This window comes from Hydrogenophaga sp. NFH-34, assembly GCF_021401345.1.
In the GTDB taxonomy this organism is placed as follows: Bacteria; Pseudomonadota; Gammaproteobacteria; order Burkholderiales; family Burkholderiaceae_C; genus Hydrogenophaga; species Hydrogenophaga electricum.
Map to the genome: position 1 here is coordinate 108,831 of NZ_JACBGE010000016.1, position 26,681 is coordinate 135,511.

The following is a 26,681-nucleotide window of genomic DNA, read 5'->3' on the forward strand; positions in this document are numbered from 1 at the left end:
GGTGCCCGGAGAACTGGGTCAGACGCGCAACACGCGCTCGCCCCGGCCAATGCCGCAGGCGCCGGTGCGCACGGTTTCGAGAATCGCGCTGCGGTCGATCGCTTCCAGGAACGCGTCGTTCTTTCCCTGATCGCCCGTCAGTTCGATGGTGTAGCTCTTCTCGGTCACGTCGATGATGCGACCGCGGAAGATGTCGGCCATGCGCTTCATCTCCTCGCGCTCCTTGCCGACGGCGCGTACCTTCACCAGCATGAGCTCGCGCTCGGTGTAGGCCCCTTCGGTCAGGTCCACCACCTTGACGACTTCGATCAGGCGGTTCAGGTGCTTGGTGATCTGCTCAATGACGTCGTCCGACCCCGTGGTCTGGATGGTCATGCGCGAAAGCGACGGATCCTCCGTCGGTGCCACGGTCAGCGACTCGATGTTGTAGCCACGGGCCGAGAACAGGCCCACCACGCGGGAGAGAGCGCCTGCCTCGTTTTCGAGCAGGACAGCGATGATGTGTTTCATGTGCGATTCCTCTTTTCTGCGCCCTCCCCCGTGGCCGGTAAGCCGCGGGCTTGGCGACAAATAGATTCGTCTGAAGGGAACTGCCGGCACCGATCACGGTACCGGCGGCGGGGACATTACAGGTCTTCGGCGCCCAGCAGCATCTCGGTGATGCCTTTGCCGGCCTGGACCATCGGGAACACGTTCTCGGTGGGGTCGGTGCGGAAGTCCATGAACACGGTGCGGTCCTTGAGTTTGCGGGCCTCGCGCAGCGCACCCTCCACGTCCTGGGGCCGCTCGATCAGCATGCCGACGTGGCCATAGGCCTCGGCCAGCTTCACGAAATTGGGCAGCGCATCCATGTAGCTGTGGCTGTAGCGGCCGGAGTACTCGATCTCCTGCCACTGGCGCACCATGCCCAGGTAGCGGTTGTTCAGCGACAGGATCTTGATCGGCGTGTTGTACTGCAGGCAGGTCGACAGCTCCTGGATGCACATCTGCACCGAGCCTTCACCCGTGACGCAGTAGACCTCGCTCTCGGGCTTGGCCAGCTTGATGCCCATGGCGTAGGGAATACCGACCCCCATGGTGCCCAGACCACCGGAATTGATCCAGCGACGCGGCTGGTTGAAGCGGTAGTACTGTGCGGCCCACATCTGGTGCTGGCCGACATCGGAGGTGATGTAGGCATCGGCGTCCTGGGTCATGTTCCACAGCGTCTCGATGACGAACTGCGGCTTGATGACTTCGGTGTTGCCCCGGTCGTACTTGAGGCAGTCGCGCGAGCGCCAGCCTTCAATGGACTCCCACCAGGCCGACAAGGCCTTCTCGTCGGGCTTGTGGCTGCTCTCGCGCACCATGCTGATCAGTTCCGTCAGCACGTCCTTGACGTCACCCACGATGGGCACGTCCACCTTCACGCGCTTGGAGATGCTCGACGGGTCGATGTCGATGTGGATGATCTTGCGGTCCACCGAAGCGAAGTGCTTGGGGTTGCCGATCACGCGGTCGTCGAATCGGGCCCCCACGGCCAGCAACACATCGCAGTTCTGCATCGCGTTGTTGGCTTCCAGCGTGCCGTGCATGCCCAACATGCCCAGGAACTTGCGGTCGGTGGCCGGATAGGCGCCCAGGCCCATCAGCGTGTTGGTGACCGGATAGCCCAGCATGTCCACCAGCGTGCGCAACTCGTTGACCGCGTTGCCCAGCAGCACGCCGCCACCGGTGTAAATGTAGGGACGCTTGGCCGACAGCAACAGTTGCAGCGCCTTGCGGATCTGGCCGCCATGGCCTTTGCGCACCGGGTTGTAGGAGCGCATCTCCACCGACTCGGGATAGCCTGTGTAAGCGGTCTTGTTGAAGGACACGTCCTTCGGAATGTCCACCACCACCGGGCCGGGGCGGCCGCTGCGGGCAATGTGGAAGGCCTTCTTCATCACCTCGGCCATCTGACGCACATCCTTGACCAGGAAGTTGTGCTTGACGATAGGCCGCGTGATGCCGACGGTGTCGCACTCCTGGAAAGCGTCCAGGCCAATGGCCGCCGTGGGCACCTGGCCGGCGATGATCACCATCGGAATGGAGTCCATGTAGGCGGTAGCGATGCCGGTCACGGCATTCGTCAGGCCCGGGCCCGAAGTCACCAGGGCCACACCGACATCGCCCGTGGCGCGGGCATAACCGTCGGCGGCGTGCACGGCTGCCTGTTCATGGCGCACCAGCACATGCTGCATGGTGTCCTGCTTGTACAGGGCGTCGTAAATGTGAAGCACCGCGCCGCCCGGATAACCCCAGATGTACTGGACGTTTTCGGCTTGCAGGGTCTTGACGAGGATTTCGGCACCGCGCAGTTCCTGGGCGGGCGCACCGGCTGCGGCTGCAGAAGCCAGCTCGGCCTTGGAGATTTCCATGATCAACCTTTCGAGAATTTCTCTGACGAAAAACCTTGGGTGCCCCTTCACCCACTCTTGTGAAGCGGTGTCGGGACTTGAGGCCAAAGGACATGAGCGGACACATACCCCGCCGGACCTTGACCCGTTTGCTCTTTTTTATGTGCAACGCGCATTATCTCATCAGTGCCAGCCCATGAAGCATCACCGATCACCAGGCCGTCGCCGGAACGCCACGGCACGGTGCGACAATGCCGGGTTTCGCCACCCCGAACCATGACAGAGCCCGTCTCATCCACCCAGCCGGACCTCACCGCCCCGCCCCTCATGCGGCGCATGGCATGCTGGATGTACGAAGGCACGCTGATGTTTGGCGTTGTGTTCATCGCGGGTTACCTGTTCTCCGCGCTGACCCAGACTCGCCACGCGCTGGACAATCGGCACATGCAGCAGGCTTTCCTGTTCGTCGTGTTCGGGATCTATTTCGTCTGGTTCTGGTCCCGCGGGCAGACGCTGGCGATGAAAACCTGGCACATCCGGCTCGTCGACCACCGCGGGCGCCCCGTCTCCCAGGCGCGTGCGCTGGTGCGCTACGCGCTGGCATGGCTGTGGTTTCTGCCGCCGCTGGCGGTCGGAGGACTTTGGTCGCTGTCCGGCGGTGAGCTGACGGTCGTCATGCTGGGCTGGATCACCATCTGGGCCCTGCTCTCGCGCTTCCACAGGGAAAGGCAGTTTGTCCACGATGCACTCGCCGGCACCCGCCTGATCCATCACAAGCCCCCTGAACCCGCGGGCGCCCGGCGACGCTGGTGGACGCCCTGATGACCATGGCTCCAGGCCTGAACCACCCGTGAACGACACTCCCGTCAACCCCCAGAAACAGCGCCGCGGCTTCAGCCGCCTGCGCCACGCCTTCGGTTACTCCCTGGCCGGCCTGCAAGCTGGCTGGCAGGAAACCGCTTTCCGCCAGGAGGCGCTCGCCGCCCTGGCCCTGGTGCCTGCGGCCTTCTGGCTTGGCACCACCTGGGTGGAGGTCGCGCTGCTGGCCGGCTCCGTGGTGATGGTGATGGTGGTGGAACTGCTGAACACCGGCGTGGAAAGCGCCATTGACCGCATCGGCCCCGAATGGCACGACCTGTCCAAACGCGCCAAAGACATGGGCAGCGCGGCGGTGCTGCTGAGCCTCCTGGTCTGCGGCGGCATCTGGGCGGCCGCCCTCTGGCACTGTTTTCTCTGATCTGACACTCCCTGCACGCCATGACAGCCACCGCACCCGCTTTTTCCCTCTGCGTCTACTGCGGCTCGCGCCCCGGCGCACAGCCCGCCTATGCCGAAACCGCCCGTGCCGTGGGTCGCTGGATCGGCGAACACGGCGGACAACTGGTCTACGGCGGTGGACGCAACGGCCTCATGGGCGAGGTGGCCCGCGCCACACTGGAAGCCGGCGGCCGGGTGGTGGGCATCATCCCGCAGGCCCTGGTCGACAAGGAAATGGCCAACCACGACTGCACCGAACTGCATGTGGTCGAGACAATGCACGAGCGCAAGCGCCTGATGGCCGAACACGCCAATGCCTTCCTGGCGCTGCCTGGGGGCATCGGCACGTTCGAGGAATTTTTTGAGGTCTGGACCTGGCGCCAACTGGGCTACCACGACAAGCCCATCGGCCTGCTCAACCAGGGCGGCTACTACGACGGCCTGGTGAACTTCATGCAGACCGGCGTCGACCAGCAGTTCATGGGTCCGTGGCAGATGGAGCTGGTGCGCATCGACGCGGACTGGCAGCGTCTGCTGCCGGAACTGGTGCAGGCCGGGGGCGTGACGCCCGCCGACCGGCTGGAACAGATCTGAGGCCGCTCAGACCGCGGCTTCGTCCTCTTCACCGGTGCGGATGCGCACCACACGCTCGACCTGGGTGACAAAAATCTTGCCGTCACCGATCTTGCCGGTGCGTGCGGCACGCACGATGGCGTCGACGCAGCGGTCGACATCGGCTTCGTTGACGACCACTTCGACCTTCACCTTGGGCAGGAAGTCGACCACGTATTCGGCGCCGCGGTAGAGCTCGGTATGGCCTTTCTGGCGCCCGAAACCCTTGACTTCCACCACCGTCAGGCCGGTCACACCCTGCTCGGCCAGCGCTTCGCGGACCTCTTCGAGCTTGAACGGTTTGATGACGGCGGTGATCTGCTTCATGCGGGTGTCTCCGGGGAAAGGTGGGAACAAAAAAACTTCCTTAAAACTGTATCACGCTCGCCCCGCATGGCGCGCGTTCAGTCGTGGGGAACGGCCCGAAAAGCGGGCATGGCCTCCAGCGCGTCGGCCAAGGCCTGCGTGCGGGGGTACATCGCCGGATCCAGCGCACCTGGCAGCAGTTGCCGGGTGAAGCGCCAGGCCACCGCCAGGCTCAGAGCAGCCTGCCCCACGTCCGCCGCTGCCCCATGTGGCAACGGTGCTTCGGCCAGCGCCTGTTCCAGGCTGCGCCAGGCCGCCGCCAGTTGCCCCTGCACGCGTTCGAGCCACGGAACGTGCAAGCGTTCGGGTGGCCGCAGGTCGCGTTCATACACCCATTGCACCGCTTTCTCGCAAGCCACCAGCGCCAGCCCCACGAGGCGGCGTTCGCGCAAGCGGGCGGCGGCCTCGGTGGGCAACAGTTCGCGCCCGGCGCGCTCCTCCAGGTACGCGATGATCAGCGTCGAATCCAGCAACACCTGACCGTCTTCACACACCAGGGCCGGCACTTTGGTGACGGGGTTGATGCGCGACATGGCCTCGGCGTCGCGAAAGACCGACAAGGGCCGGTGCTGGTAGGGCAGTTCCAGCAATTGCAGGGCCACCGCCACGCGGCGGACGTAAGGGGAATCGAGCATGCCGACAAGCTGCAGGGACATGGTGGGGTTTCCTGAGGAAGATGAGCGGCGGCCGCACCGTGCGGGACCGCATAACCTACGATAGGCCTTCCCCGTCCCTACGCCCATGGCGACTCATCGGAAAATGGCCCGCTCGGGCGATGATCCATCGGCACCGAACGCCCCTCTCCAGCCCATGGAACTTGACCGCAAAGACCTTCTGATCCTGCGCGCCCTTCAGCAGGACGCCCGCCAGAGCCTGGCTGCCATCGGCAAACAGGTCGGCCTCTCGCAGCCCGCGATGAGCGAGCGCGTGCGCAAGCTGGAGGATGCCGGCGTCATCGAAGGCTACAGCGCCCGCGTCAACCTGCGCGCCATCGGCATCGGGCTGATCGCCATCATCCGCATCCAGACCGATCACCGCGGCATCCGCCCCTATATTGCGCTCTTCGAGCGCATGCCCGAGGTGCTGCAGGCCGACCGCGTGACGGGCGAAGACTGTTTCGTCGTGCGCTGCGCGATCGCGGCCCCGGGCGATCTGGAGCGTGTGGTCGATGCGCTGGCCGTCCACGGCGCCGTCACCACCTCACTGGTGCTCTCCGGCCCCGTTCACAAGCACGTGACCGTTCCGGCCCCGCGCTGACGCGGTCCGCGCAGGCAAGCTCAGATTTCGTCGATGGGCGTGTGGTGGGAGGTCGCCTCCGCCGGCGTCTCCATGGCAAAGCGGTCGCGCGTGCGGGTATAGAAGCTGGCACCAAACCGGCCCACGGGGAAGTAGTCCTGCAGGCGCACGCGCCAGGTCTCGGTGTCGACGAGGCCTTCGCGAGCATGCAGGTGCACCACCCGGCCGATGAAGATGTGCCGGCTCTGATTTTCGAGGGTTTCGTGCAGCACACACTCGAAAGCCACCGGGGCCTCGGTGATGCGCGGTGGACGCACCTGCGCGCTGCGGCAGGCGTGCAGGCCGACCAGGTCCAGCTCGCTCTGCGAACGCGGCAGCGTGGCACCGCACCGGTGCATGGCTTCGGCAATGGGTTCGTCCGCGATGTGCACGACGAACTCTCGTTCGGCCCGGATGTTGGCGGCCGTGTCCTTGAGCGCGTCGCCGGCCAGGCGGTTGATGCTGAGCATCAGAAGGGGTGGATCTTCTCCCAGCATGTTGAACATGCTGAACGGGGCGGCGTTGACCACGCCGCCTGGGCTGAGCGTGGTCACCAGCGCGATCGGCCGCGGCACGATCAGGCTGGCCATCAGCTTGTAGCGCTGGTAGGCCGTGAGCTGGCTGAAGTCGATGTCCACGCGTCTACACCGGTTGAAGGGCCATGGGGCCGTTCAGCTGCGGTACTTGCTGGTGATGGGGTAGCGCCAGTCCTTGCCGAAGCTGCGGTGCGTGACGCGGATGCCCACGGGCGCCTGGCGGCGCTTGTATTCGTTGATGCGGATCAGCCGCACCACCTTGTCGACATCGGCTTGCGCGTATCCCTCGGCCACGATGCTGGCCGGGCTGGCGTCGTTTTCCATGTAGCGCTCAATGATGGCGTCGAGCACGGCGTATTCGGGCAGACTGTCCTGGTCGGTCTGGTCCGGGCGCAGCTCGGCGCTGGGTGGCCGGGTGATGATGCGATCGGGGATCGGATCGGCACCGGTGCCGAAGGGGTCGTGCGCATTGCGCCAGCGCGCCAGCTTGAACACCTGGGTCTTGACCACGTCCTTGATGACGGCAAAACCGCCGGCCATGTCGCCGTAGAGCGTGCAGTAGCCGGTGGCCATCTCGCTCTTGTTGCCCGTGGTCAGCACGATGGCGCCGAACTTGTTGGACAGCGCCATCAGCAAGGTACCGCGAATGCGCGCCTGGATGTTTTCTTCCGTCGTGTCTTCCGCGCGGCCTTCGAACAATGGCCCGAGCGAGGTCTTGAAGGCTTCGAACTCGGGCGCGATGGAGACCTCGTCATACCGCACGCCCAGGCGGGCCGCCATGTCGCGCGCGTCGATCCAGGAGATGTCGGCCGTGTACGGCGAGGGCATCATCACCGCGCGCACCTTGTCCTTGCCCAGCGCGTCGACCGCGATGGCCAGCACCAGGGCCGAATCGATACCGCCCGACAGCCCCAGGATCGCCCCCGGGAACCCGTTCTTGCCGATGTAGTCGCGCACGCCCAGCACGAGCGCGTGCCAGAGATCGGCTTCCGGGCTGTGGGCACGGTCGGTGTCGGCCACGATGGCCCAGCCTGAACCCTGCCGTGTGAAGGCAGCGTCAAACAAAGTCTCTTCAAAGCTGATGGCGCGGCCGGCCAGCGCACCATCGGCCGCCAGCACGAAACTGCGGCCTTCGAACACGATCTCGTCCTGCCCACCCACCAGGTGCGCATAGATCAGCGGCAGACCGGTGGCCTGGGCGCGCTGGCGCATGGTGGCTTCGCGTTCGCCGCCCTTGCCGGCGTGGAAGGGCGAGGCGTTGATCACGGCCAGGATGTCGGCGCCTGCCGCCTTCGCATCGGCAGCGGGCGTGTCGAACCAGGCGTCCTCGCAGATCAGCAGGCCCACCCGCACCGGCTGCCCATCGTCGCCGGACACGGCAAACACGCAGGGCTCGTTGCCCGGCAGGAAGTAGCGCCGTTCGTCGAACACCTGGTAGTTCGGCAGCTCGCGTTTGGCGTAACGCGCCACCACCTGCCCGGCGCACAGCACCGTGGCGGCGTTGTGCAGACCGGCGACCGAGACGCTGCGCTCGCGCTTGCCCGGGGCCACGCGGCTCGGGTGCCCCACCACGATGTGCAGCCCCGCCAGGTCGGCGGTGCCCTCGGCCACCGTCTGCAGCGCGGCATCGCAGGCGTCGATGAACGCCGGGCGCAGAAACAGGTCTTCGGCCGCATAGCCGCACAGCGCCAGTTCGGGCGTGAGCAGCAGGCGCACGCCGTCGGCGTGGGCCTGGCGGGCGGCATCGATGATGCGGCGGGCGTTGCCCGGCAGGTCGCCCACCACGAAGTTGAGCTGGGCAATACGGACGGCGAGCGACATCTCTGGGGACCTGGGGAAAAGAACGGAGGAGGCGAAAAACGATGGCCGATTATCGGCGAGCCCTCCCCGGCCGGCACTGCCCGCACAATCGACCCTGGCCCGTCCGTTGACTTCCCCGGCAGCCTGCTGCCCGCCCCATCCTGCATGAACGCCGAAACCCTCTGGGTCTTTGCCCTGCTGGCCACCTGCGTGGCCTGCTTCATCGCCAACCGGCCCCGCATGGACATGGTCGCCCTCAGCGCCCTGGTCGCGCTGGTGCTCGGCGGCACGCTCGAGGTAGGCGAAGCGCTGGCCGGCTTCAGCGACCCCAACGTGATCCTGATCGCGGCCTTTTTCGTCATCGGCGAAGGCCTGGTGCGCACGGGCGTGGCGTTCCGGGTCGGGGACTGGCTGATCCGGCGCTCGGGCCCGAGCGAAACCCGCCTGCTGGTGCTGCTGATGCTCTCGGTGGCGCTGCTGGGCTCGGTGATGAGCTCCACCGGCGTGGTGGCCCTGTTCATCCCGGTGGTGATCAGCGTGGCCGGTCGCATCGGCGCTGCGCCCGGCCGGCTGATGATGCCGCTGGCCTTTGCCGCGCTCATCAGCGGCATGTTGACCCTGGTGGGCACGCCGCCCAATCTGGTGGTCAACAGCGAACTCTCGCGCGCCGGCCACGCGGAGTTCGGCTTTTTCGACTTCACCCCGGCCGGCCTTGTGGTGCTGGTGCTGGGACTGGGGTACATGCTGCTGGCGCGGCGCTGGCTGGCCCGGCGCACGCCCGCCGAACCGGCCCACCAGCGCCGCCGCCGCCGCGTGCGCGAACTGATCCACGACTACGAACTGCGCGACCGTGCGCGCCGGCTGCGGGTGACTGCCGACTCGCCCGTGATCGGCCACACCCTGGGTGAGTTGCAGCTGCGTGCCCGCTATGGCGCCAATGTGATCGCCATCGAACGCGAACGCCCGCTCGGGCCGGTGATGCTCACCACCTCGGCCAACCGCGACATCCTGGCCGGAGACACCCTGCTGGTGGACTTCACCCACGAACACGCCGACCTGCCCCGTTTCCTGGAAGACACCCGTCTGCAGGACCGCTCGATCAAGAGCGACTACCTCACCGACCTGTCGCGCGAGATCGGCCTGGCCGAGGTCACGGTGCCGCCGGGCTCGGCACTGATCGGCAAAACCATCCTGCAACTGCGCATGCGCTCGCAGCGCGGCCTGAACGTGATCGGCCTGCGGCGCAACGGCGAATCGCTCGCCGACCGCCTGCTGCAGGAAAAGCTGCGCCTGGGCGACACCCTGCTCGTGGCCGGCACCTGGAAAGGGATTCGCCTGCTGCACACCCAGGCGCACGACTTCCTGGTGCTGACCCTGCCGGCCGAACTCGACGAAGCCGCCCCCGCGGCCAACCGCGCGCCGCTGGCGCTGCTGGCCCTGGGCGTCACGGTCGGGCTGATGATCTCGGGCCTCGTGCCCAACGTGATGGCCGCGCTGGTCGGCTGCCTGCTCATGGGCGCCTTCGGCTGCCTGACGGCCGACAGCGCCTACCGCAGCCTGCACTGGCAGAGCCTGATCCTCATCGTCGGCATGCTGCCGTTCGCCATCGCGCTGCAAAAAACCGGCGGCATCGACGCCGTGGTCTCGGCCCTGCTGGGGCTGACCGGCCACGGCGCCCCCCGCACCGTGATGGCGCTGCTGTTCGTGCTCACGGCGCTGGTGGGGCTGTTCATCTCCAACACCGCCACCGCCGTGCTCATGGCGCCGGTGGCCCTGGGCCTGGCCCAACAGCTCGGCGTCGCGCCGCACGCGTTCGCCATGACCGTGGCGCTGGCGGCATCGGCCGCGTTCATGACCCCGGTGTCCTCGCCGGTGAACACCCTGGTCATCGGCCCGGGGCACTACCGCTTCATGGACTTCGTGCGCATCGGCGTGCCATTCACCCTGCTGGTGCTGGGGGTCTGCGTGCTGGTGCTGCCCGTGCTGTTTCCTTTCTAGTCAGGATGCGTGGCCATGCCACCCGACAACGCCTACACCCCTCCCTACGACCTGCGCGTGTTCGACCACCCCGGCGCGCTGGACGCCACCGCCTGGGACGCCCTGCTCGCGCAGCAGCCCGACCCGAGCCCGTTCCTGCGGCACGCCTACCTCGCAGCCCTGCACGACAGCGGCAGCGCCGTCCCTGCCCGGGGCTGGACGCCCGCCTTCGTGACGCTGTGGCAAGGCAATGTGCTGCACGCGGCCTGCCCGCTCTACCTCAAGAGCCACTCCTATGGCGAATACGTGTTCGACTGGGCCTGGGCCAACGCCTACGAACAGCATGGTCTGCGCTACTACCCCAAAGCGCTGGTCGCGGTGCCGTTCACGCCGGTGCCCGGCGCCCGGCTGCTGGCACGCGACGAGACCGCCCGCGCCGCGCTGGTGCAGGCACTCGTCGCGTACGCCGAACAGGAAAAGCTCTCGTCGCTGCACTTGCTGTTCCTGTCGCCAACGGACGCCACTGCGTGCGAGGCCGCCGGACTGATGCTGAGGCACAACGTGCAATTCCACTGGAAGAACAGGGCCCCCACGCTCCACCGCGAGTGCGGGTCGCTGCCCCCCGAGGGGGCCGATCCTACTGGGGGCGTCATGGCGCCGGATCGTCAGGCCCCGTCGTCTGTCATTCCCGCGAACACGGGAATCCAGCCGATGGGAGCGCCTCCGGAAAACCGTCTTGATACCCCGGTGGCGAACCAGGGGCCCCGCTACGCCCATTTCGAACACTTCCTGACCCACCTGCAGCAGGACAAGCGCAAAAAGATCCGTCAGGAACGCCGCAAGGTGGCCGACGCCAGGGTGCGCTTCCGCCATGCGCAGGGCCCGGCGATCAGCGAAGCGGACTGGGACTTCTTCTACCGCTGCTACGAGCGCACCTACCTCGAGCACGGCAACCCGCCCTACCTCAGCCGCGACTTTTTTGCGCGCATGGCGCGCGCCATGCCCGACAACTGGCTGCTGTTCACCGCCGAGCGCGAAGGCCGGCCCATCGCCACCAGCCTGATCGGCATCGACCCCGCGCAGCGCGTGGCCTACGGCCGCTATTGGGGAGCGCTGGAGCGGGTCGACTGCCTGCACTTCGAGGCCTGCTACTACCAGCCCCTGGCCTGGTGCATTGAGTACGGCTACCTGCGCTTCGAAGGTGGCGCCCAGGGCGAACACAAGATGGCCCGCGCGCTGTTGCCTGTGTCCACCACCAGTGCCCACTGGCTCGCGCACCCGGCCTTTGCCGACGCGGTCGACCGTTTCCTGGAACGCGAGCGGGCCGGCGTGGCCGAATACCTCGACCATCTGCAGACCCGGCAACCCCTGCGCCCCGCGACAGGACCGTGAAAATCCTCGCACCCCGCCTCCCAACGCTGCAATGATTAGTAACACTTTAGGTACACTCCCGCGCATGGATGACACCGACGCCTTTTTCACCCAGACCGTCGTGGGCCCGGCCCAGACGGTGCTGATGGGAAGGCGGCTGGGGCCCAGAGAGGCCGCGGCCCAGGGGCTGCAACTGGACCTGACCACCGGACAGAGCACGCTCTCCCGGCTCTGGCAGGACTGGGGCGTGCTCAGCCACGAGGGTGATGCGCCCGGGCAACCTCGCCGGCGCCCCGGCACCCTGCGCCTCCGGCTCGAACGCCATGCGCTGTGGATCGGTACCAGCGGCCTGCTCGCACTGCTCGGCGCCGCCGCAGCCTGGGGAGCCTTGCTGTGGAACTGAAGCACCCGCAGGACATCCTGACCATCGACCCCGTGGCCATGAATGTGGTCAACCGGGTGGCCGCCGGCAGCCGGCTCGAGGGTGAGCTGCAGTTCGACGGCGGCCTGCTGGTGCAGGGCGAGGTCGCCGGCCATGTGCATGTCAACGGCCGGCTCATCATCTGGAACGGCGGCGTGGTCCGCGGTCGGGTGCGCGTCAATGGCGACGTCTACCTCTTCGGTCGCCTGGGTGAGCCGGGTGCCTCGCCCCACGACACCAGCCTGGAGTGCCTGGGCCAGGCCTTCGTCTCCAAGACCGGCATTTCCACCGGCACCCTCATGGCCCGGCGCCTGCAGCTTTACGAAGGCGCCGACTTGCAGGGCCCGTTCAAGACCCTCAAACTCGGGGACAACCTGCCTGTGCTGCAGGAAGTCCATGGCCGGACGCCACCGGCCGGTTCCCGACGAGAGGCTCCATGAAAGCGCGACGCTATCTCCACCCGTCCCGACATCTTGATGAAGAGGAAGCACCGGTCTCCATGAACTACTCCGACGACATCCCCGGCGCCCCGGTGCCCGCCGAAGACGGCAGCGCCGCCCCCGATGCCTTGCAGGTCGACGTCGGGCGTGCCATGCCGCCCGCCCAGCCGGACCAGTTGCCTGTGCTGGCGCCCACGGTCCACGCCGCCCCGGCCGAGTCCCAGGAAACCGCGCCCAGTGGCCGGTCCATGCTGGCCGAAGGCCTGCACTTCGTGGGCAATGCCCTGCTCACGGGCCCCTGCAGCATTGCCGGCGAAGTGGACGGCAACCTGACGCAAGCCCCCGGTACGAGCGTCGCCGTGATCGTGACCGAAACGGGCCGGGTCAAAGGCGACATCACGGCCCACAAAATCTCCGTGATGGGGCGCACCGAGGGTGTGCTCGACTCCGGACCCGGTGAAGTGGCCCTGCACGACACCGCCAGCGTGCACGGTCTGGTGCGCTACGGCCGGATTCAGGTCAACGGCGCCGACCTGAATGCCACGCTGGAGCGCGTGCCGGTCGCGAGGAACTGACCCGTCTGACTCATGCGGTGGAAGTGGCTCTCCCGCGCAACCCCCATCCCCGCCGTTGCGGCCCTCGTGCCCGACGCCGAGGTGCTGCGGCGCTCGGCATTGGCCGCCAGTTGGCGGCGCGACCGCTGGGTGGGCCGCCGACGCCTATGGTGGCGCTGGCTGCTCTGGGCGCTGCCCCGCTACGTCGCTCCCCTGGTGGCCGCGCTGCTGCTGATCGGCTGGCTGGTCTGGCTGTGGGCCGGTCGCCCGTCGCTGCCCACTGGCCAGGCGGCCTTGGCCACCACCGTTCCGTTGCGAGCAAACACGCCCCACCGGCCGCCCCGGATCTTCGTGACCGACAGGCCTGCGGACGGCGAGACCGAACTGCCGGCGCAGGACCGGACCGCCCTGCCGCTGCGGCTGGACGGCGGCCAGACACCCGCGGTGGCGACACCGGCCAGCGTCACTGGCGAATCGCCCCCGATCACCCCTACACTCAAACCCGAAAACTGGTTGCACAGCAAGGAGCCCTGATTCCATGAGCCAAAACCCTGCCTCCACCCGCCTCGTTCCGGCCGAGCGGCTGTCCGCCATCACCAGCCTGATCGCCGAGGGTGCCGTCTTTGACGGCAACTTCCACACCACCCGCGACCAGGGCATCAAGGTGGACGGCCAGCTCAAGGGCAACATCACCTTCGAAAACGGCGGCACGCTGCACGTGGGCGCCACGGGCGTGGTGGAGAACACCCGGCTCGAAGCCGACTACGTGTTCATCGAAGGCAAGGTGATCGGCACCGTGATCGCGCGCAAGGCGCTCGAAATCACCGGCTCGGCCACGCTCATCGGCGACGCCAGCTACGACGAACTCATCGACATGCACCCACGCGCCCGCGTGCGCGGCAAGATCGAATACCGCGGCGACATCGACGCGGAGATCTGAAAAGCGCCCGGGAGGCGCCGCCGCGCTGTCTGCAGACCCCGCTTCCCCGTCATTCCTGCGAACGCGGGAATCCACCAGGCACCAAAAAGCCTGCCGGGCTCACGCCACGGCAGGCTTTTTTCCGGTGAGCGCGAAGCGGCTCAGGCCTTGTTGGCATCCTTTTCGTAGGCCGCGATGCCGTCCAGGATTTCCTGGTGGGCAGCTTCCTTGCCGTCCCAGCCCGTCACCTTGACCCACTTGCCCGGGTCCAGATCCTTGTAGTGTTCGAAGAAGTGCTCGATGGACTTCAGGCGCACCGGGTTCAGGTCTTCCAGCTTCTGCCATTGCGAGTACAGCGGCAGGATCTTTTCGGTCGGCACGGCCAGCACTTTGCCGTCGACGCCGCCTTCGTCTTCCATCTTCAGGATGCCCAGCGCGCGGCACGGCACGACCACACCCGGGGGCAGCGGCACGGGGGTGATCACCAGCACGTCCACCGGATCGCCATCACCCGCGATGGTCTTGGGCACGTACCCGTAGTTGGTCGGGTAGTGCATGGCGGTGTTCATGAAACGGTCGACAAAAATGCAGCCGGAGGCCTTGTCGACTTCGTACTTGATCGGGTCGCCGTTCATCGAGATTTCGATGATGACGTTGAACGCTTCGGGCACCTTGCTGCCAGGGGTGACGTGATCGAGAGACATGGATGATTCTGTGGGTTGGGGAAAGGGTGATCGGCAGCGGCGAGCTGTGCGAAGCGCACAGCGCAGACCGGTGTGACGCGCCGCAGCAAGGGCTGCAGACGGTCGGGATTAACCCTGATTTTACTGATTCCAGACTGACTTCCTGATCCACATCAGTTCGCACACCCGCCGATTCCCGCTACATTGCGGCGGTTGGCCAATCGCCCTGCCCCGCGCCCTGCGGGCGTTGCGGACGCGAGGAAGCAACGCAATCGGGGGCCTCCCTCACCGCGTTGCCCCCTCCCTGTCAGACGCGAAACGAGCAGGAGAAAACGATGGTTGGACAATCTGCGCTGATCTTTGCGCTGGTGTGCGGGCTGATCGCCGTGGCATACGGCTTCTGGTCCCGAAGCTGGATCCTTTCCCAGGACGCGGGCAATCCCCGCATGCAGGAAATCGCCGGGGCCATCCAGGCCGGCGCTGCGGCCTATCTCGCCAAACAGTACACCACCATCGGCATCGTCGGCGTGGTGCTGGCCGTGCTGATCGGGGTGTTCCTCGACGCCGCCACGGCCATCGGCTTCGTGCTGGGCGCGGTGCTCTCGGGCGCCTGCGGCTTCATCGGCATGAACATCTCGGTGCGCGCCAACGTGCGCACCGCGCAGGCCGCCACCCGGGGCATCGGCCCGGCGCTCGATGTGGCCTTCCGCGGTGGCGCCATCACCGGCATGCTGGTGGTGGGCCTGGGCTTGCTGGGCGTGACCGGTTTCTACTGGTTCCTCGGCGGTGCCGCGGCGGACGCCAAGGCGCTGAACCCGCTGATCGGCTTCGCCTTCGGCTCCTCGCTGATTTCCATCTTCGCGCGGCTCGGGGGTGGCATCTTCACCAAGGGCGCCGATGTGGGTGCCGACCTGGTCGGCAAGGTCGAGGCCGGCATCCCCGAGGACGACCCGCGCAACCCGGCCGTGATCGCCGACAACGTGGGCGACAACGTGGGCGACTGCGCCGGCATGGCGGCCGACCTGTTCGAGACCTACGCGGTCACGCTGATCGCCACCATGGTGCTCGGCGCGCTGATGGTGGCCGCCGCACCCGCGCAGGCCGCGCTGTACCCGCTGGTGCTGGGCGGCGTCTCCATCATCGCGTCCATCATCGGCTGCTTCTTCGTCAAGGCCAGCCCGGGCATGAAGAACGTGATGCCCGCGCTCTACAAGGGCCTGGCCATCGCGGGCGTGCTGTCGCTGATCGCGTTCTACTTCGTGACCACGGCCGTCATCCCCGACAACGCGATCGCCGAATCGGGCAGCCAGATGCGCCTGTTCGGGGCCACCGTCGTGGGCCTGGTGCTGACCGCCGCGCTGGTCTGGATCACCGAGTTCTACACCGGCACCCAGTACGCGCCGGTGCGCCACATCGCGCAGGCGTCCACCACGGGCCACGGCACCAACATCATCGCGGGCCTGGGCGTGTCCATGCGTTCCACGGCCTGGCCGGTGCTGTTTGTCTGCGTGGCCATCATCGTGGCCTATGCACTGGCCGGCCTGTACGGCATCGCGGTCGCCGCCACTTCCATGCTCAGCATGGCCGGCATCGTGGTCGCGCTGGACGCCTACGGCCCCATCACCGACAACGCCGGCGGCATCGCCGAGATGGCCGAACTGCCCAGCAGCGTGCGCGACATCACCGATCCGCTGGACGCCGTGGGCAACACCACCAAGGCCGTGACCAAGGGCTATGCCATCGGCTCGGCCGGTCTGGCCTCGCTGGTGCTGTTTGCCGACTACACCCACAAGCTGGAAACCTACGGCCAGCACGTGCGTTTCGACCTGAGCGACCCGATGGTGATCATCGGCCTGTTCATCGGCGGCCTGATCCCTTACCTCTTCGGCGCCATGGCGATGGAAGCCGTGGGCCGCGCGGCCGGCGCGGTGGTGGTGGAAGTGCGCCGCCAGTTCAAGGAGATCCCCGGCATCATGGAAGGGACGGCCAAGCCCGAATACGGCAAGGCCGTGGGCATGCTGACCGGTGCCGCGATCAAGGAAATGATCATCCCCAGCCTGCTGCCGGTGGTGGTGCCCATTCTGGTGGGCGTGTTCCTCGGGCCCAAGGCGCTCGGCGGCCTGCTCATGGGCACCATCGTGACCGGCCTGTTCGTGGCGATTTCCATGTGCACCGGTGGTGGCGCCTGGGACAACGCCAAGAAGTACATCGAAGACGGCCACCACGGCGGCAAGGGCAGCGAAGCCCACAAGGCCGCCGTGACCGGTGACACCGTGGGTGACCCCTACAAGGACACCGCCGGCCCGGCCGTGAACCCGCTGATCAAGATCATCAACATCGTGGCACTGCTGATCGTGCCGCTGCTGCCCCTGGGGTGACGCGACGGCTCCCTGCCCTGCCCGCCCGTTCCGGCGGGCTTTTTCAGGGATCGTGCCAATCACTGCCAGCGCCGTGCGCCGGCCACGCACAGCACCGCACCCAGCGTCGCCGCCAGCATCGAGACGTTCACCGTTTCCTGCAGCAGCAGGGCCGCCAGCGCCAGACCGAAAAACGGCTGCAGCAGTTGCAACTGCCCCACTGCGGCGATGCCGCCCTGGGCCAGCCCGCGGTACCAGAACACGAAGCCGATGAGCATGCTGAACAGCGACACGTAGGCCAGCCCCGCCCACGCCGGCCAGCCCACCGCGCCGAACGAGGCGGGCCAGCTCAGCCAGACCAGCGGCAGCATCACCGGCAGGGCCAGCACCAGCGCCCAGCAGATGACCTGCCAGCCACCCAGCGTGCGCGACAGGCGCGCCCCTTCGGCGTACCCGAGGCCGCACACGGCAATGGCCGCCAGCATCCACAGGCTGCCCTGCCACGGCAGGGCGCCACCGCTCCAGGCGGCATGGCCGGCGACGCAGGCGCTGCCCGCGAGCGAAAACGCCCAGAACGCCGGCCGGGGCCGCTCGCCCCCGCGCAACACCCCGAACAGCGCGGTGCACAGGGGCAACAGGCCCACGAACACGATCGACTGGGCCGACGACAGGTGCTGCAAGGCCAGCGCGGTACACAGCGGGAACCCGACCACCACACCCAGGGCCACCACCGCCAGCGACGGCCACTGGCGGGCCGCCGGCACGGGCTGGCGCCCCGCTCCGAGCAGCAGCGCCGCCAGTGCCGCGGCCAGCACCGCCCGCGCAGCGGTGAGAAACAGCGGGGCCAGGTCCATCACCGCCAGCCGCGTGGCCGGCAGGGAGCCGGCAAAGATCAGCACGCCGATGAAGCCATTGACCCAGGCCGCCGTGTTCGGTTTGTCCATCCATCGCTCCGGAAAAAATGCAGGGCGAGTACAGCACGCCAGCCACCAGGGCGCCATGCACAGATCCATACAATTCAAAGAAACCGTACTGGTCACATATCCGGTACAGCCACCCGGAGCCGCCCATGACCCGCACCCGCATCGACACCGTGATGGACACGGTGCGCCGCCAGATCGCCAGCCGCACCTGGGTCCCCGGTACGCGGCTGCCGTCGGTGCGCGCCCAGGCCCGCACCCTGGGCTGCTCGGTGTCCACCGTGGTCGAAGCCTACGAACGGCTGGCGGCCGACAACGTGATCACCGCGCGCCCCGGCGCCGGGTTCTACGTCTGCGGCCCGGCCGCGCCGCTGGCGCTGGCCGAACTGGGCCCGCCGGTGGACCGCGAGATCGATCCGCTGTGGGTCTCGCGCCAGTCGCTGGAAGCCGGCGACGGCCTGCTCAAGCCCGGCTGCGGCTGGCTGCCGGCCGACTGGATGTACGAAGACGGCATGCGCCGCGCCCTGCGCAGCGTGGCCCGCGCAGACGCCGCCGTGCTGGCCGACTACGCCACGCCGCAGGGGCTGCCGGCCATGCGCCAGTGGCTGGCGCGGCGCCTGGGCGGGCTCGACATCGAAGCCCCGCCCGAGCAGATTCTGCTCACCGAATCGGGTACCCAGGCGGTGGACCTGATCGGCCGCTTCCTGCTCGAACCCGGCGACACCGTGCTGGTGGACGACCCGTGTTACTTCAACTTCCACGCCCTGCTGCGCGCGCACCGGGTGCAGGTGGTGGGCGTTCCCTACACGCCGCGCGGCCCCGACGTGGCGGCTTTCGAAGCCGCCCTGCAGGCGCACCGGCCGCGCCTCTACCTCACCAACGCCGGCCTGCACAACCCCACGGGCGCGGCGCTGTCCTCCGTCACCGCGCACCGGCTGCTGCAACTGGCCGAACGCGCGGGCCTGGTGATCGTGGAAGACGACATCTTTGCCGACTTCGAGACCCAGCCCGCCCCCCGGCTGGCCGCTTTCGACGGGCTGGCGCGGGTGATCTCCATAGGCAGCTTTTCCAAGACGGTTTCGGCCTCGCTGCGCTGCGGCTACATCGCGGCCCGGCCCGACTGGATCGCCGGCCTGACCGACCTGAAGATCGCCACCAGCTTCGGCGGTGGCCACCTGGCGGCAGCGGTGCTGCACAGCGCGCTCACCGGCAGCGGCTACCGCCGGCACCTGGACAGCGTGCGCCTGCGCCTGGCCCAGGCCATGGCACAGACCATCACCCGCCTGCGCCCGCTGGGCATCGAACCGTGGACGGTGCCGACGGCCGGCCTGTTCCTCTGGTGCCGCCTGCCCGGCGGCCACGACGCCGCCGACGTCGCCCGCGCCTGCCTGCGCGACGGCGTGGTGCTGGCGCCGGGCAACGCCTTCAGCCTGACGCAGGGGGCCAGCGCCTTCCTGCGCTTCAACGTCGCGCAGTCGGCCGATGAACGCCTCTTTGAAAGCCTGCGCCGGGCCCTGGCGCGCTGAAAGCGTGGGTCTGCACGCGGCCTCGATCAGCGCGCCGCCAACCAGGTGGCGGTGTGCAGGGCCAGGCCGATCACGCCACCCACCAACGTGCCGTTCAGGCGCACGAACTGCAGGTCGCGCCCCACGCCGAGCTCGATCTGCTGGACCAGGCTGCGCTCGTCCCAGGCCTTGACGGTGCTGGCGATGTGCCCCGCCACGCTGTCGCGCAGGCGTTCGGCCAGTTGCGTCGCGCTGGCCATGACGTGGGCGTTGATCGCCGCGATCAGGTGTTCATCCTGCGCCAGCCGCTGGCCCAGCGCGTCCAGCACCCCACCCAGTTGCGCCAGCAGCACGGAATCCTCGCGCTGCAGGTCGGACTCAAGGTGCAGGCGCAGGTCCGTGAGCAGGCTGTCGAGATAGCTGCGCACCGACGGGCTGTGCACCAGGCCATCCTTGAAGGCGCCGATGCGTTCGGCGAAAGCCGGGTCGCTGCGCAGCCGCTCCACCAGCGCCTGCACCTGAGCGTCCAGGCTGCGGCGCACCTCGTGATCGGGCTGCGACAGCGCGCGCTCGGTTTCCTGGATCAGTTCGAGCACCACCTTTTCCGCCAGCCCGCCGCCCCACTGATCGACCCGGCTGGACACCTTGTCCAGCAGCGACACAGCAGTCGGCCACTGCTTGCGCGCAAAGCCGGCGATGCGCTGGGCCAGCAGTTCGCGCACGTCGGGTTGGTCGAGATAGCGGCGCAGGGACTCGAGTGCGCTGTCCAGCAAGACCTGGTGGCGCCCCTCGTGGGTGAGCACAGCCAGCACGTTGGCGGCCGTGGGCGCCGCGTCCCAACGGCGGGCGCGTTCCAACAGAAATGCGCTCAGGCCCTGGCGCACCGCCGGTTCGTCAAGGAACTTGAGCGCCTGCAAGGCCACCGGCCGCACCGATCCCAGCGCGGCCGCCACGTTGCCCGGCTCGCGCAGCCACTGGCCGAGGCGTTCGCCCGGGTTGAACACGGCCAGCTTCTGCAGCAGCATGTCGGTGGACAGAAAGCTGTCGCGCACGAACACCGCCAGGTTGTCGGCGATGCGCGGCTTGTTGGCGGGAATCAGCGCGGTGTGCGGAATCGGCAGGCCCAGCGGGCGGCGGAACAGCGCCGTCACCGCGAACCAGTCGGCCAGCCCGCCCACCACCGCCGCTTCGCAAAATGCCTTGAGCCAACTCCAGCCGCCCTGCGCCCCCAGGGCCAGGCTCAGCGACAGGCCCGCCGCGGCGGCCAGCAGCGAAGCCAGGGCCACCCGCTTCATGCGCCGGAGCTCGATGGCACGGGGATCGGTGGGGTCGGAAACGCTCATAGGGGAGGAAGGGCCTGCCGGCAACGGGGCGTTTTGCAGTATATCTAGGGGCCTTTCCTGCACCAGCACACCGGAACCGCGTGAATTCAGCCCCCGCCAGCACCTTCGACGAAGCCTATTACCAGCGCTATTACTACGACCAGAAAACGCGGGTCGTCGATCCCGCCCACACCGCGCGGCTCGGCGACTTCGTGGGCAGCTACCTGCACTACCTGCGGGTGCCCGTGCAGCGCGTGCTCGACATCGGCTGCGGCATCGGCCTGTGGCGCGACAGCGTGAAGCGCCACTTTCCCGCCGCCCGCTACCAGGGCGTGGAATACAGCGAACACCTGTGCGAGCGCCACGGCTGGGAACGCGGTTCGGTCACCGACTACCGCGCCGACGCCGCGTTCGACCTCGTGATCTGCCAGGGCGTGCTGCCTTACCTGGACCGCCCCGACCTCGAGCGTGCCCTGGCCAACCTCGGCACCCTGTGCCAGGGCGCGCTCTATCTGGAGGCCGTGACGCGCGAGGACTACGAACGCGAAATCCTCGACGAGGAGCGCACCGACCCGCGCCTGTACCGCCACCGCGCTGCGCTCTACCGCCGCGGGCTGGCGCCGCACTTTCGCGAAATGGGCGGCGGCGTGTGGCTGAGCCGGCGGCTGGACGTGCCGCTGTTCGCGCTGGAAAGCGCCAGCACCGACTGAACGCGCCCGCCGCGCGGCCGCTCAGCCCGTGCGCGCCAGCGCCCGGACGATGGCCGCCGCGGCCGGGGTCAGTTCGGCCAACTGAGCCTCCTGGTGGCGTTCGATGGCCTGGAGCACCAGTTCATGGATCGCCCCCACCGCCGCCATCGCCATCGCCGGCGACAGGCCCGCGTCGCCGGCGCCGTGGCTCTCCCCGGCCACAGCCGCCGCCTGCACGCGCGCCAGGATCAGGTCGGCCAACTGCTGCATCACCTCGCGTCGCACGGACAGGCCCTCGGGCCCCAGGTGGTGCACCTCCACGAACAGGGCGCGCAGCAGCCGCGGACCGGCCGCGAGGTGGGCGAAATACGCCCCCAGCGTGTGTTCGACTTGCGCCTGCCAGGGCTGGCCGGGCACCGACGCTTCCTGCAAAGTGCGCACCGCCGAGGCGCTTGCCGCGCGGTACAGCGACAGAAAGCAGTCTTCCTTGCCGGCGAAATGTTCGTAAAAAGTGCGTTTGGAGACACCGGCTTCGCGCACGATGTCAGCGATGGTGGTGTTCGCCAGGCCCTTGTCGGCCGCCATGACGGCCATGGCCTGCAGGAGCCGGCTGCGGTGTTCGGTCAGTCCGGGGGCCACGGAAAGGGCTTCGATGCTGTTCATGGCCGCGCATCTTAGGGGCCCCAGCCTTTGCCTGCCTGACAAGACTGTCAGGCCTGACAGGGCGCCCCATCAGCGGCCACCCGCCCCGGGTGTCCCCGCTTGACAAGGCCCCACAGGCGCCCGAGCATACGGCACAGGTACCTATCGGTACCAACCTTCCCATCTCCTCTGCCCATGACCGAACTCATTGTCCGCCGCCTGCTGATCGACCTTGCGCCGCCCGTCCCGCGTCACTGGTGCGGCGGGGATCCGTTTCTCACCGCGTGGTTCAACGCGCTGTCGATGAGCTTCCCGGTGGGCGAACAGTTCTTCATCGATTCGGTGCGCAACGGCCTCGCCGCCCTGCCGGCCGAGGCGCGCGCAGTCTGGGAACCGGAGGTGCGCGGCTTTGTGGGTCAGGAAGCCACGCACCGGCACATCCACGCGCTGTTCAACGCCCAGATCGCGCAACATGGCCTCGTCAACGACTGGGAGCCGCGCGCCCGCGAGCGTCTGCGCCTGGTGGAAGGCGCCGATCCGCGTCACGGTCTGGCCATCACCGCCGCGAACGAGCATTTCACCGCCCTGTTTGCCGAATGGCTGCTCGCCCACCCGGCATGGCTGGACCACAGCGAACCGCGGCTCCAGACCCTGTGGTTGTGGCACAGCGCGGAAGAAGCCGAACACAAGTGCACCGCGTTTGACCTCTACCGCGCGCTGGGAGGCGACCTGGCCTGGCGCCGCCGCTGGATGCGGCGCGTGACCCTGATCTTCCTGAGCGACGCTGCCCGGCAGACCGTGGCCAACCTGCGCCGCGACGGCACCCTGTGGCGCTGGTCCACCTGGCGCAGCGCGGCGCGCCTGCTGTTCGGCCGCGCCGGTCTGCTGCGCACGGGGCTGGGCGCCTGGGCGCGTTATTTCCGCGCCGATTTCCATCCCGCTCAGGATACCAGCGAACGCTCGGCCCGCTGGCTTGCCGACCACCGCGCGCTCTACCGCCCGGTCGGTCCGGCAGCGGGCTGACAACGAGGCCCCAACCCGGGTTCCGCTCCGGCGGAACCCGGGGGAAACCCGGACAGGGAAACCCCGCTGGGTCAAAAGCGGTCTGATTTATACGATGACCATATGAGTCATCTCCCTGGCCGCACCCCATGAACGGCAACAGTGTGGTCGAACCCCTGCAGGTGCCTGAGCGCCTCACGGACAAGCTGGCGGCGCTGCTGATGCAACGCATCGAAGCGGGCGAACTGGCGCCCGATCAGCGCCTGCCGACCGAACAGAAGCTGTCGGAGCAGTTCGGCGTCTCGCGCACCGTGGTGCGCGAAGCCGTGAGCCGGCTCAAATCCATCGGCATGCTCACCTCCCGGCAAGGGGCCGGCGTCTTCGTCGCCCCGCGCCACCAGGCTCGCGCCCTGGCTTTTGACCCCACCGTGCTGTGGTCGATGGAGTCGGTGTTGCAGGTCGTCGAAGTGCGGCGGGGCCTCGAAGCCGAGGTCGCCGCGCTGGCGGCCGAGCGCATCACCCCCGAAAAAGCCCGCGCCATCGCGGCAGCGCTCGCCCACCTGGAAGCCTGCCCACCGCAGGGCCCCGACGGCGTGGAAGCCGACCTGCAGTTCCACCGCAGCATCGCCCGCGCCACCGACAACCCGCACTACGAACGGCTGCTGGGCTTTCTGGAGCAGTACCAGCGCGACGCCATGCGCGTGACCCGCACCAACGAAGCCCTGGACGAAACCTACCTGAGCCAGGTGCAGGCCGAACACCGCGCCATCGCCGAAGCGGTGATGCGCGGTGACGCAGCCACCGCGCGCCGCAGCGCGATGCACCACATGGCCAACGCCGCCGACCGCCTTGAAAACGCCGCGCCCCCCATCCGGCGCGCCCTCGACGCGCTGCTGTCTCCCCCGCCCCCCACAACGACGAGCGAATGAACATCCTGATCACCGGTGGCACCGGCTTTCTGGGCAGCCGCCTCGCGCAGACGCTGCTGGCGCGTGGCCATTTCCAGGGCCGGCCGCTCAAGCGGCTGATGCTGGCCGACCTGTTCCCGCCACGTGACGACCGGCTCACCCGCGATCCGCGTGTGGACTGCCTCACCGGCGACCTGCAGGCCAACCTGCCCGCGCTGTTCGCCCAGCCCTGGGACGCGGTGTTTCACCTGGCCTCGGCCGTGTCCGCCGAGTGCGAGGCCGATTTCGACCTCGGCCTGCGCGCCAACCTTGACACCACACGCAGCCTGCTCGACGCCTGCCGCGCCAGCGCCTCCACACCGGTGTTCTTCTTCGCCAGCTCGGTCGCGGTGTTCGGCAACGACCCCGGCCTGCCCTTGCCAGCCGTGGTGCGCGACGACACCCTGCCCACCCCGCAATCGAGCTACGGCATCCACAAGTTGATCTGCGAACAGCTTGTGGCGGACTACACCCGCAAGGGCTTCATCGACGGCCGCGCGGCGCGGCTGATGACGGTGTCGGTGCGGCCGGGCCGGCCCAATGGCGCGGCCTCGGGGTTCCTCTCGGGCCTGTTGCGCGAACCCCTGGCCGGCCTGCCCAGCCACAACCCGGTGCCGCTGGACACCCCGGTCGCGCTGTCCTCGCCGGCCAACACCGTGGCCGGCATCCTGGCCGTGGCCGAGGCGCCGCGCGACGCGCTGGGTGGCCGCACCGCCATCAACCTGCCAGCCCTGAGCGTGCGCGTGGGCGACATGATCGACGCGCTCGGCGCACTGGCCGGGCCCGAAGCCGTGGCCTTCATCAGCCACCAGGCCGACGCGGCCATCGCCCGCATCGTGGCCGGCTGGCCCGCGCGCTTCGAGAGTCCGCGCGCGGCAGCGCTGGGACTGCGCGCCGACCCCGATTTCGCTGCCGTGCTGCGGCAGTATGTCAACGACCATCCGGACGCGGTCACCCTGCCCGCCGCCCGGCGGCGGCTGGGTCTGTCCGGCTGAGGTGATCCGTTCCTGTTCCCGTTCCACCACCCAAGGAGACATTGCATGAAAAACATCCTTCAACCCCTGGCCCTCGCGGCCCTGCTCGCCGCTTCGGGCGCCCAGGCCCAGACCGTGCTGAAGATCGGCTACGCCACGTCGCAGACCTCCCACTACGGTGTGGGCTCCACCGTGTTCTGCGACGAGATCGACAAGGGCACGCAAGGCCGCTACAAGTGCCAGCAGTTCCCCAACTCGGCGCTGGGCGGTGAGCGCGAGCAGATCGAAGCCGTGCAGCTCGGCACGCAGGACCTGGTGAACACCTCCACCGGCCCGCTGGGCAATTTCGTGCCCGAGGTGAAGATCGTCGACATCCCCTTCCTGTTCCGCGACTACGACCACGCCCGCAAGGTGATGGACGGCCCCATCGGCCAGGACCTGCAGAAGAAGATGGAAGCCAAGGGCCTGATCAACCTGGCCTGGACGGAAAACGGCTTCCGCCACATGACCAACAGCAAGCGCGCGATCGTGCAGGCCAACGACGCCAACGGGCTGAAGATGCGCACCATGGAAAACAAGGTGCACATGGACGGCTACAAGACCTTCGGCATCCTGCCCACGCCCATGCCCTTCCCCGAGCTGTTCACCGCGTTGCAGCAAGGCACCGTGGACGGCCAGGAGAACCCCATTCCCGTGATCCTGTCGTCCAAGTTCTCGCAGGTCCAGAAGCACCTGTCGCTGACCGGCCACGTGTACTCGCCAGCCGCGCTGATCCTCTCGCCCGCCGTGTGGAACAAGCTCTCGGCCGACGACAAGAAGGTCTTCATGGAAGCCGGCAAGAAGGCCGCTGCGGCCCAGCGCAAGAAGGTCAACGACGACGAGAACAACGGCATCGCCCAACTGGAAAAGGATGGCATGCAGGTGGTCAAGCAGGTCAATGGCGAGAGCTTCCGCAAGGCGGTGGCGCCCGCCTACGCCGGTTATGCCAAGGAATTCGGGGCCGACAAGATCGCCGCCATCCAGGCGGTGAAGTAATCCCACCCCGGTGACGGCCCGCGCTGCGGTTCGTCACCCCCCAAGAGGGCGGAACCTGCGGGCCGGCTCCGTGGTTCCCCCGACTTGGGGCCTTGTTATCGAAAAGCGTTTTCATGAAAACCTTCATCCTGCGTCTGGACCGCCTGCTCACAGGCCTGTGCCTGAACGTGGCCTGCCTGCTGCTGGCGGTCATTTCCTGTCTGGGCCTGTGGCAGGTGGCGAGCCGCTTCGTGTTCTCGCAGCCCTCCACCTGGACCGAGGAATCCATGCGGCGGCTGCTGATCTGGATGGTGCTGCTGGGGGTGGTGGCGGCGCTGCGCATCGGGGCCATGGTCTCGGTGGATCTGATGCTGCGCCTCTCGCGCGGCTGGTGGCGCACCACGGTCGAGTCCGTCATCACCACCGTCACCCTGGCCTTCCTGGCCGTCGTCGTCTGGTTCGGCATCGACCTGGCCTGGCGCGTGCGCTTCCAGACCTTTGCCTCCATGGAGCTGTCCATGGCCTGGGCCTACGCCGCGCTGCCCGTGGGCGCGCTGCTGGCCATGGTGGCGGTGATCGCCCACCACATCGACCCCCGCAACGAAGAACTGGCCAACGCCTCGTAAACCCACAGGCCACACCATGCCATTGACCCTGCTCGTCACGATGCTGCTGGGCTTTGCCTTCAGCATCTCCATTGCCATCTCCATCGGCGGCTCC

Annotated in this window: 29 protein-coding genes; 19 read left to right on the plus strand and 10 right to left on the minus strand. The window is 68.0% G+C overall.

Translation table 11 applies throughout. The annotated features are described in order from the left end of the window. Window positions 1–18: 18 nt before the first annotated feature. Both ilvN and L0977_RS16205 read right to left on the minus strand, forming a co-directional pair. Window positions 19–510 (minus strand): acetolactate synthase small subunit, encoded by a 492-nt coding sequence (gene ilvN / locus L0977_RS16200; protein WP_234265890.1) that lies wholly within the window; start codon window positions 508–510, stop codon window positions 19–21. A gap of 116 nt (window positions 511–626) precedes the next feature. Further along, window positions 627–2,399: an acetolactate synthase 3 catalytic subunit gene (locus tag L0977_RS16205; RefSeq protein WP_234265891.1), complete on the minus strand. Its 1,773-nt coding sequence runs from the start codon at window positions 2,397–2,399 to the stop codon at window positions 627–629. 255 nt (window positions 2,400–2,654) lie between these two features. Between L0977_RS16205 and L0977_RS16210 the strand changes: the two genes are divergently transcribed. The 3 genes from L0977_RS16210 to L0977_RS16220 are packed head-to-tail and all read left to right on the plus strand — an operon-like array spanning window position 2,655 to window position 4,229. Beyond that, window positions 2,655–3,200 carry an RDD family protein gene (locus tag L0977_RS16210; RefSeq protein WP_234265892.1) on the plus strand — a complete coding sequence of 182 codons (546 nt, stop codon included), beginning with the start codon at window positions 2,655–2,657 and terminating at the stop codon, window positions 3,198–3,200. Between the two features lie 28 nt (window positions 3,201–3,228). Beyond that, window positions 3,229–3,615: a diacylglycerol kinase gene (locus L0977_RS16215; protein WP_234265893.1), complete on the plus strand. Its 387-nt coding sequence runs from the start codon at window positions 3,229–3,231 to the stop codon at window positions 3,613–3,615. Between the two features lie 20 nt (window positions 3,616–3,635). Then, on the plus strand, window positions 3,636–4,229 hold the full coding sequence (locus tag L0977_RS16220) for a TIGR00730 family Rossman fold protein (RefSeq protein WP_234265894.1): 594 nt from the start codon (window positions 3,636–3,638) through the stop codon (window positions 4,227–4,229). 6 nt (window positions 4,230–4,235) lie between these two features. Here L0977_RS16220 and L0977_RS16225 read toward each other — a convergent pair whose 3' ends face one another. Together L0977_RS16225 and L0977_RS16230 are read right to left on the minus strand one after the other, a co-directional pair. Beyond that, window positions 4,236–4,574 carry a P-II family nitrogen regulator gene (locus L0977_RS16225; RefSeq protein ID WP_234265895.1) on the minus strand — a complete coding sequence of 113 codons (339 nt, stop codon included), beginning with the start codon at window positions 4,572–4,574 and terminating at the stop codon, window positions 4,236–4,238. 77 nt (window positions 4,575–4,651) lie between these two features. After that, window positions 4,652–5,263, minus strand: a complete 612-nt coding sequence (locus L0977_RS16230) for a glutathione S-transferase family protein (RefSeq protein ID WP_234265920.1) — start codon at window positions 5,261–5,263, stop codon at window positions 4,652–4,654. Between the two features lie 160 nt (window positions 5,264–5,423). Between L0977_RS16230 and L0977_RS16235 the strand changes: the two genes are divergently transcribed. Next, window positions 5,424–5,870 carry an Lrp/AsnC family transcriptional regulator gene (locus L0977_RS16235; RefSeq protein ID WP_234265896.1) on the plus strand — a complete coding sequence of 149 codons (447 nt, stop codon included), beginning with the start codon at window positions 5,424–5,426 and terminating at the stop codon, window positions 5,868–5,870. Between the two features lie 20 nt (window positions 5,871–5,890). Here L0977_RS16235 and L0977_RS16240 read toward each other — a convergent pair whose 3' ends face one another. Both L0977_RS16240 and L0977_RS16245 read right to left on the minus strand, forming a co-directional pair. Further along, on the minus strand, window positions 5,891–6,526 hold the full coding sequence (locus L0977_RS16240; protein WP_234265897.1) for a flavin reductase family protein: 636 nt from the start codon (window positions 6,524–6,526) through the stop codon (window positions 5,891–5,893). A 33-nt stretch (window positions 6,527–6,559) separates the two neighbouring features. Next, a complete protein-coding gene (locus L0977_RS16245) occupies window positions 6,560–8,245 on the minus strand; it encodes an NAD+ synthase (RefSeq protein WP_234265898.1) in 1,686 nt (561 codons plus the stop codon). Window positions 8,246–8,389: 144 nt separating this feature from the next. On the opposite strand from L0977_RS16245, the gene L0977_RS16250 reads away from it, so the two are divergent. From L0977_RS16250 to L0977_RS16280, 7 genes are all read left to right on the plus strand, one after another. Next, on the plus strand, window positions 8,390–10,222 hold the full coding sequence (locus L0977_RS16250; protein WP_234265899.1) for an SLC13 family permease: 1,833 nt from the start codon (window positions 8,390–8,392) through the stop codon (window positions 10,220–10,222). A gap of 15 nt (window positions 10,223–10,237) precedes the next feature. Beyond that, the gene (locus tag L0977_RS16255) at window positions 10,238–11,593 is read left to right on the plus strand and encodes a GNAT family N-acetyltransferase (RefSeq protein WP_234265900.1); all 1,356 of its coding nucleotides are present in this window, start codon (window positions 10,238–10,240) and stop codon (window positions 11,591–11,593) included. Between the two features lie 64 nt (window positions 11,594–11,657). Continuing rightward, complete coding sequence (locus L0977_RS16260) at window positions 11,658–11,975, plus strand: hypothetical protein (protein WP_234265901.1); 318 nt, start codon at window positions 11,658–11,660, stop codon at window positions 11,973–11,975. After that, the gene (locus tag L0977_RS16265; protein ID WP_234265902.1) at window positions 11,966–12,433 is read left to right on the plus strand and encodes a polymer-forming cytoskeletal protein; all 468 of its coding nucleotides are present in this window, start codon (window positions 11,966–11,968) and stop codon (window positions 12,431–12,433) included. The genes L0977_RS16260 and L0977_RS16265 overlap by 10 nt, the downstream gene beginning before the upstream one ends. Next, entirely contained in the window at window positions 12,430–13,008 is a 579-nt protein-coding gene (locus L0977_RS16270; protein ID WP_234265903.1) for a bactofilin family protein, read from the plus strand. The genes L0977_RS16265 and L0977_RS16270 overlap by 4 nt, the downstream gene beginning before the upstream one ends. Window positions 13,009–13,074: 66 nt before the next feature. Then, complete coding sequence (locus L0977_RS16275; RefSeq protein WP_234265904.1) at window positions 13,075–13,521, plus strand: hypothetical protein; 447 nt, start codon at window positions 13,075–13,077, stop codon at window positions 13,519–13,521. A gap of 4 nt (window positions 13,522–13,525) precedes the next feature. Further along, window positions 13,526–13,927: a bactofilin family protein gene (locus L0977_RS16280; RefSeq protein WP_234265905.1), complete on the plus strand. Its 402-nt coding sequence runs from the start codon at window positions 13,526–13,528 to the stop codon at window positions 13,925–13,927. Between the two features lie 140 nt (window positions 13,928–14,067). On the opposite strand, the gene ppa is transcribed toward L0977_RS16280, so the two are convergent. Further along, window positions 14,068–14,610, minus strand: coding sequence for an inorganic diphosphatase (gene ppa / locus L0977_RS16285; protein WP_234265906.1), 543 nt, complete (start codon window positions 14,608–14,610; stop codon window positions 14,068–14,070). Between the two features lie 314 nt (window positions 14,611–14,924). On the opposite strand from ppa, the gene L0977_RS16290 reads away from it, so the two are divergent. Beyond that, entirely contained in the window at window positions 14,925–16,967 is a 2,043-nt protein-coding gene (locus tag L0977_RS16290; protein ID WP_234265907.1) for a sodium-translocating pyrophosphatase, read from the plus strand. A gap of 59 nt (window positions 16,968–17,026) precedes the next feature. On the opposite strand, the gene L0977_RS16295 is transcribed toward L0977_RS16290, so the two are convergent. Then, a complete protein-coding gene (locus L0977_RS16295; RefSeq protein WP_234265908.1) occupies window positions 17,027–17,890 on the minus strand; it encodes a DMT family transporter in 864 nt (287 codons plus the stop codon). A 125-nt stretch (window positions 17,891–18,015) separates the two neighbouring features. On the opposite strand from L0977_RS16295, the gene L0977_RS16300 reads away from it, so the two are divergent. Continuing rightward, on the plus strand, window positions 18,016–19,392 hold the full coding sequence (locus tag L0977_RS16300; RefSeq protein WP_234265909.1) for an aminotransferase-like domain-containing protein: 1,377 nt from the start codon (window positions 18,016–18,018) through the stop codon (window positions 19,390–19,392). Window positions 19,393–19,418: 26 nt separating this feature from the next. On the opposite strand, the gene L0977_RS16305 is transcribed toward L0977_RS16300, so the two are convergent. Then, the gene (locus L0977_RS16305) at window positions 19,419–20,714 is read right to left on the minus strand and encodes a DUF445 domain-containing protein (RefSeq protein WP_234265910.1); all 1,296 of its coding nucleotides are present in this window, start codon (window positions 20,712–20,714) and stop codon (window positions 19,419–19,421) included. An 80-nt stretch (window positions 20,715–20,794) separates the two neighbouring features. On the opposite strand from L0977_RS16305, the gene L0977_RS16310 reads away from it, so the two are divergent. Further along, window positions 20,795–21,403 carry a class I SAM-dependent methyltransferase gene (locus L0977_RS16310; protein ID WP_234265911.1) on the plus strand — a complete coding sequence of 203 codons (609 nt, stop codon included), beginning with the start codon at window positions 20,795–20,797 and terminating at the stop codon, window positions 21,401–21,403. Window positions 21,404–21,424: 21 nt separating this feature from the next. Here L0977_RS16310 and L0977_RS16315 read toward each other — a convergent pair whose 3' ends face one another. Beyond that, window positions 21,425–22,045 (minus strand): TetR/AcrR family transcriptional regulator, encoded by a 621-nt coding sequence (locus tag L0977_RS16315; RefSeq protein WP_234265912.1) that lies wholly within the window; start codon window positions 22,043–22,045, stop codon window positions 21,425–21,427. Between the two features lie 174 nt (window positions 22,046–22,219). On the opposite strand from L0977_RS16315, the gene L0977_RS16320 reads away from it, so the two are divergent. The 5 genes from L0977_RS16320 (at window position 22,220) to L0977_RS16340 (ending at window position 26,587) form a co-directional block, all read left to right on the plus strand. Then, the gene (locus L0977_RS16320) at window positions 22,220–23,047 is read left to right on the plus strand and encodes a metal-dependent hydrolase (RefSeq protein WP_234265913.1); all 828 of its coding nucleotides are present in this window, start codon (window positions 22,220–22,222) and stop codon (window positions 23,045–23,047) included. Between the two features lie 128 nt (window positions 23,048–23,175). Beyond that, a complete protein-coding gene (locus L0977_RS16325) occupies window positions 23,176–23,955 on the plus strand; it encodes a FadR/GntR family transcriptional regulator (protein ID WP_234265914.1) in 780 nt (259 codons plus the stop codon). After that, the gene (denD, locus tag L0977_RS16330; RefSeq protein WP_234265915.1) at window positions 23,952–24,968 is read left to right on the plus strand and encodes a D-erythronate dehydrogenase; all 1,017 of its coding nucleotides are present in this window, start codon (window positions 23,952–23,954) and stop codon (window positions 24,966–24,968) included. Before L0977_RS16325 ends, denD begins: the two co-directional genes overlap by 4 nt. Window positions 24,969–25,013: 45 nt before the next feature. Beyond that, window positions 25,014–25,982 carry a TRAP transporter substrate-binding protein gene (locus tag L0977_RS16335; RefSeq protein ID WP_234265916.1) on the plus strand — a complete coding sequence of 323 codons (969 nt, stop codon included), beginning with the start codon at window positions 25,014–25,016 and terminating at the stop codon, window positions 25,980–25,982. A gap of 113 nt (window positions 25,983–26,095) precedes the next feature. Then, entirely contained in the window at window positions 26,096–26,587 is a 492-nt protein-coding gene (locus L0977_RS16340; RefSeq protein WP_234265917.1) for a TRAP transporter small permease, read from the plus strand. The last annotated feature ends 94 nt before the right edge of the window (window positions 26,588–26,681 follow it).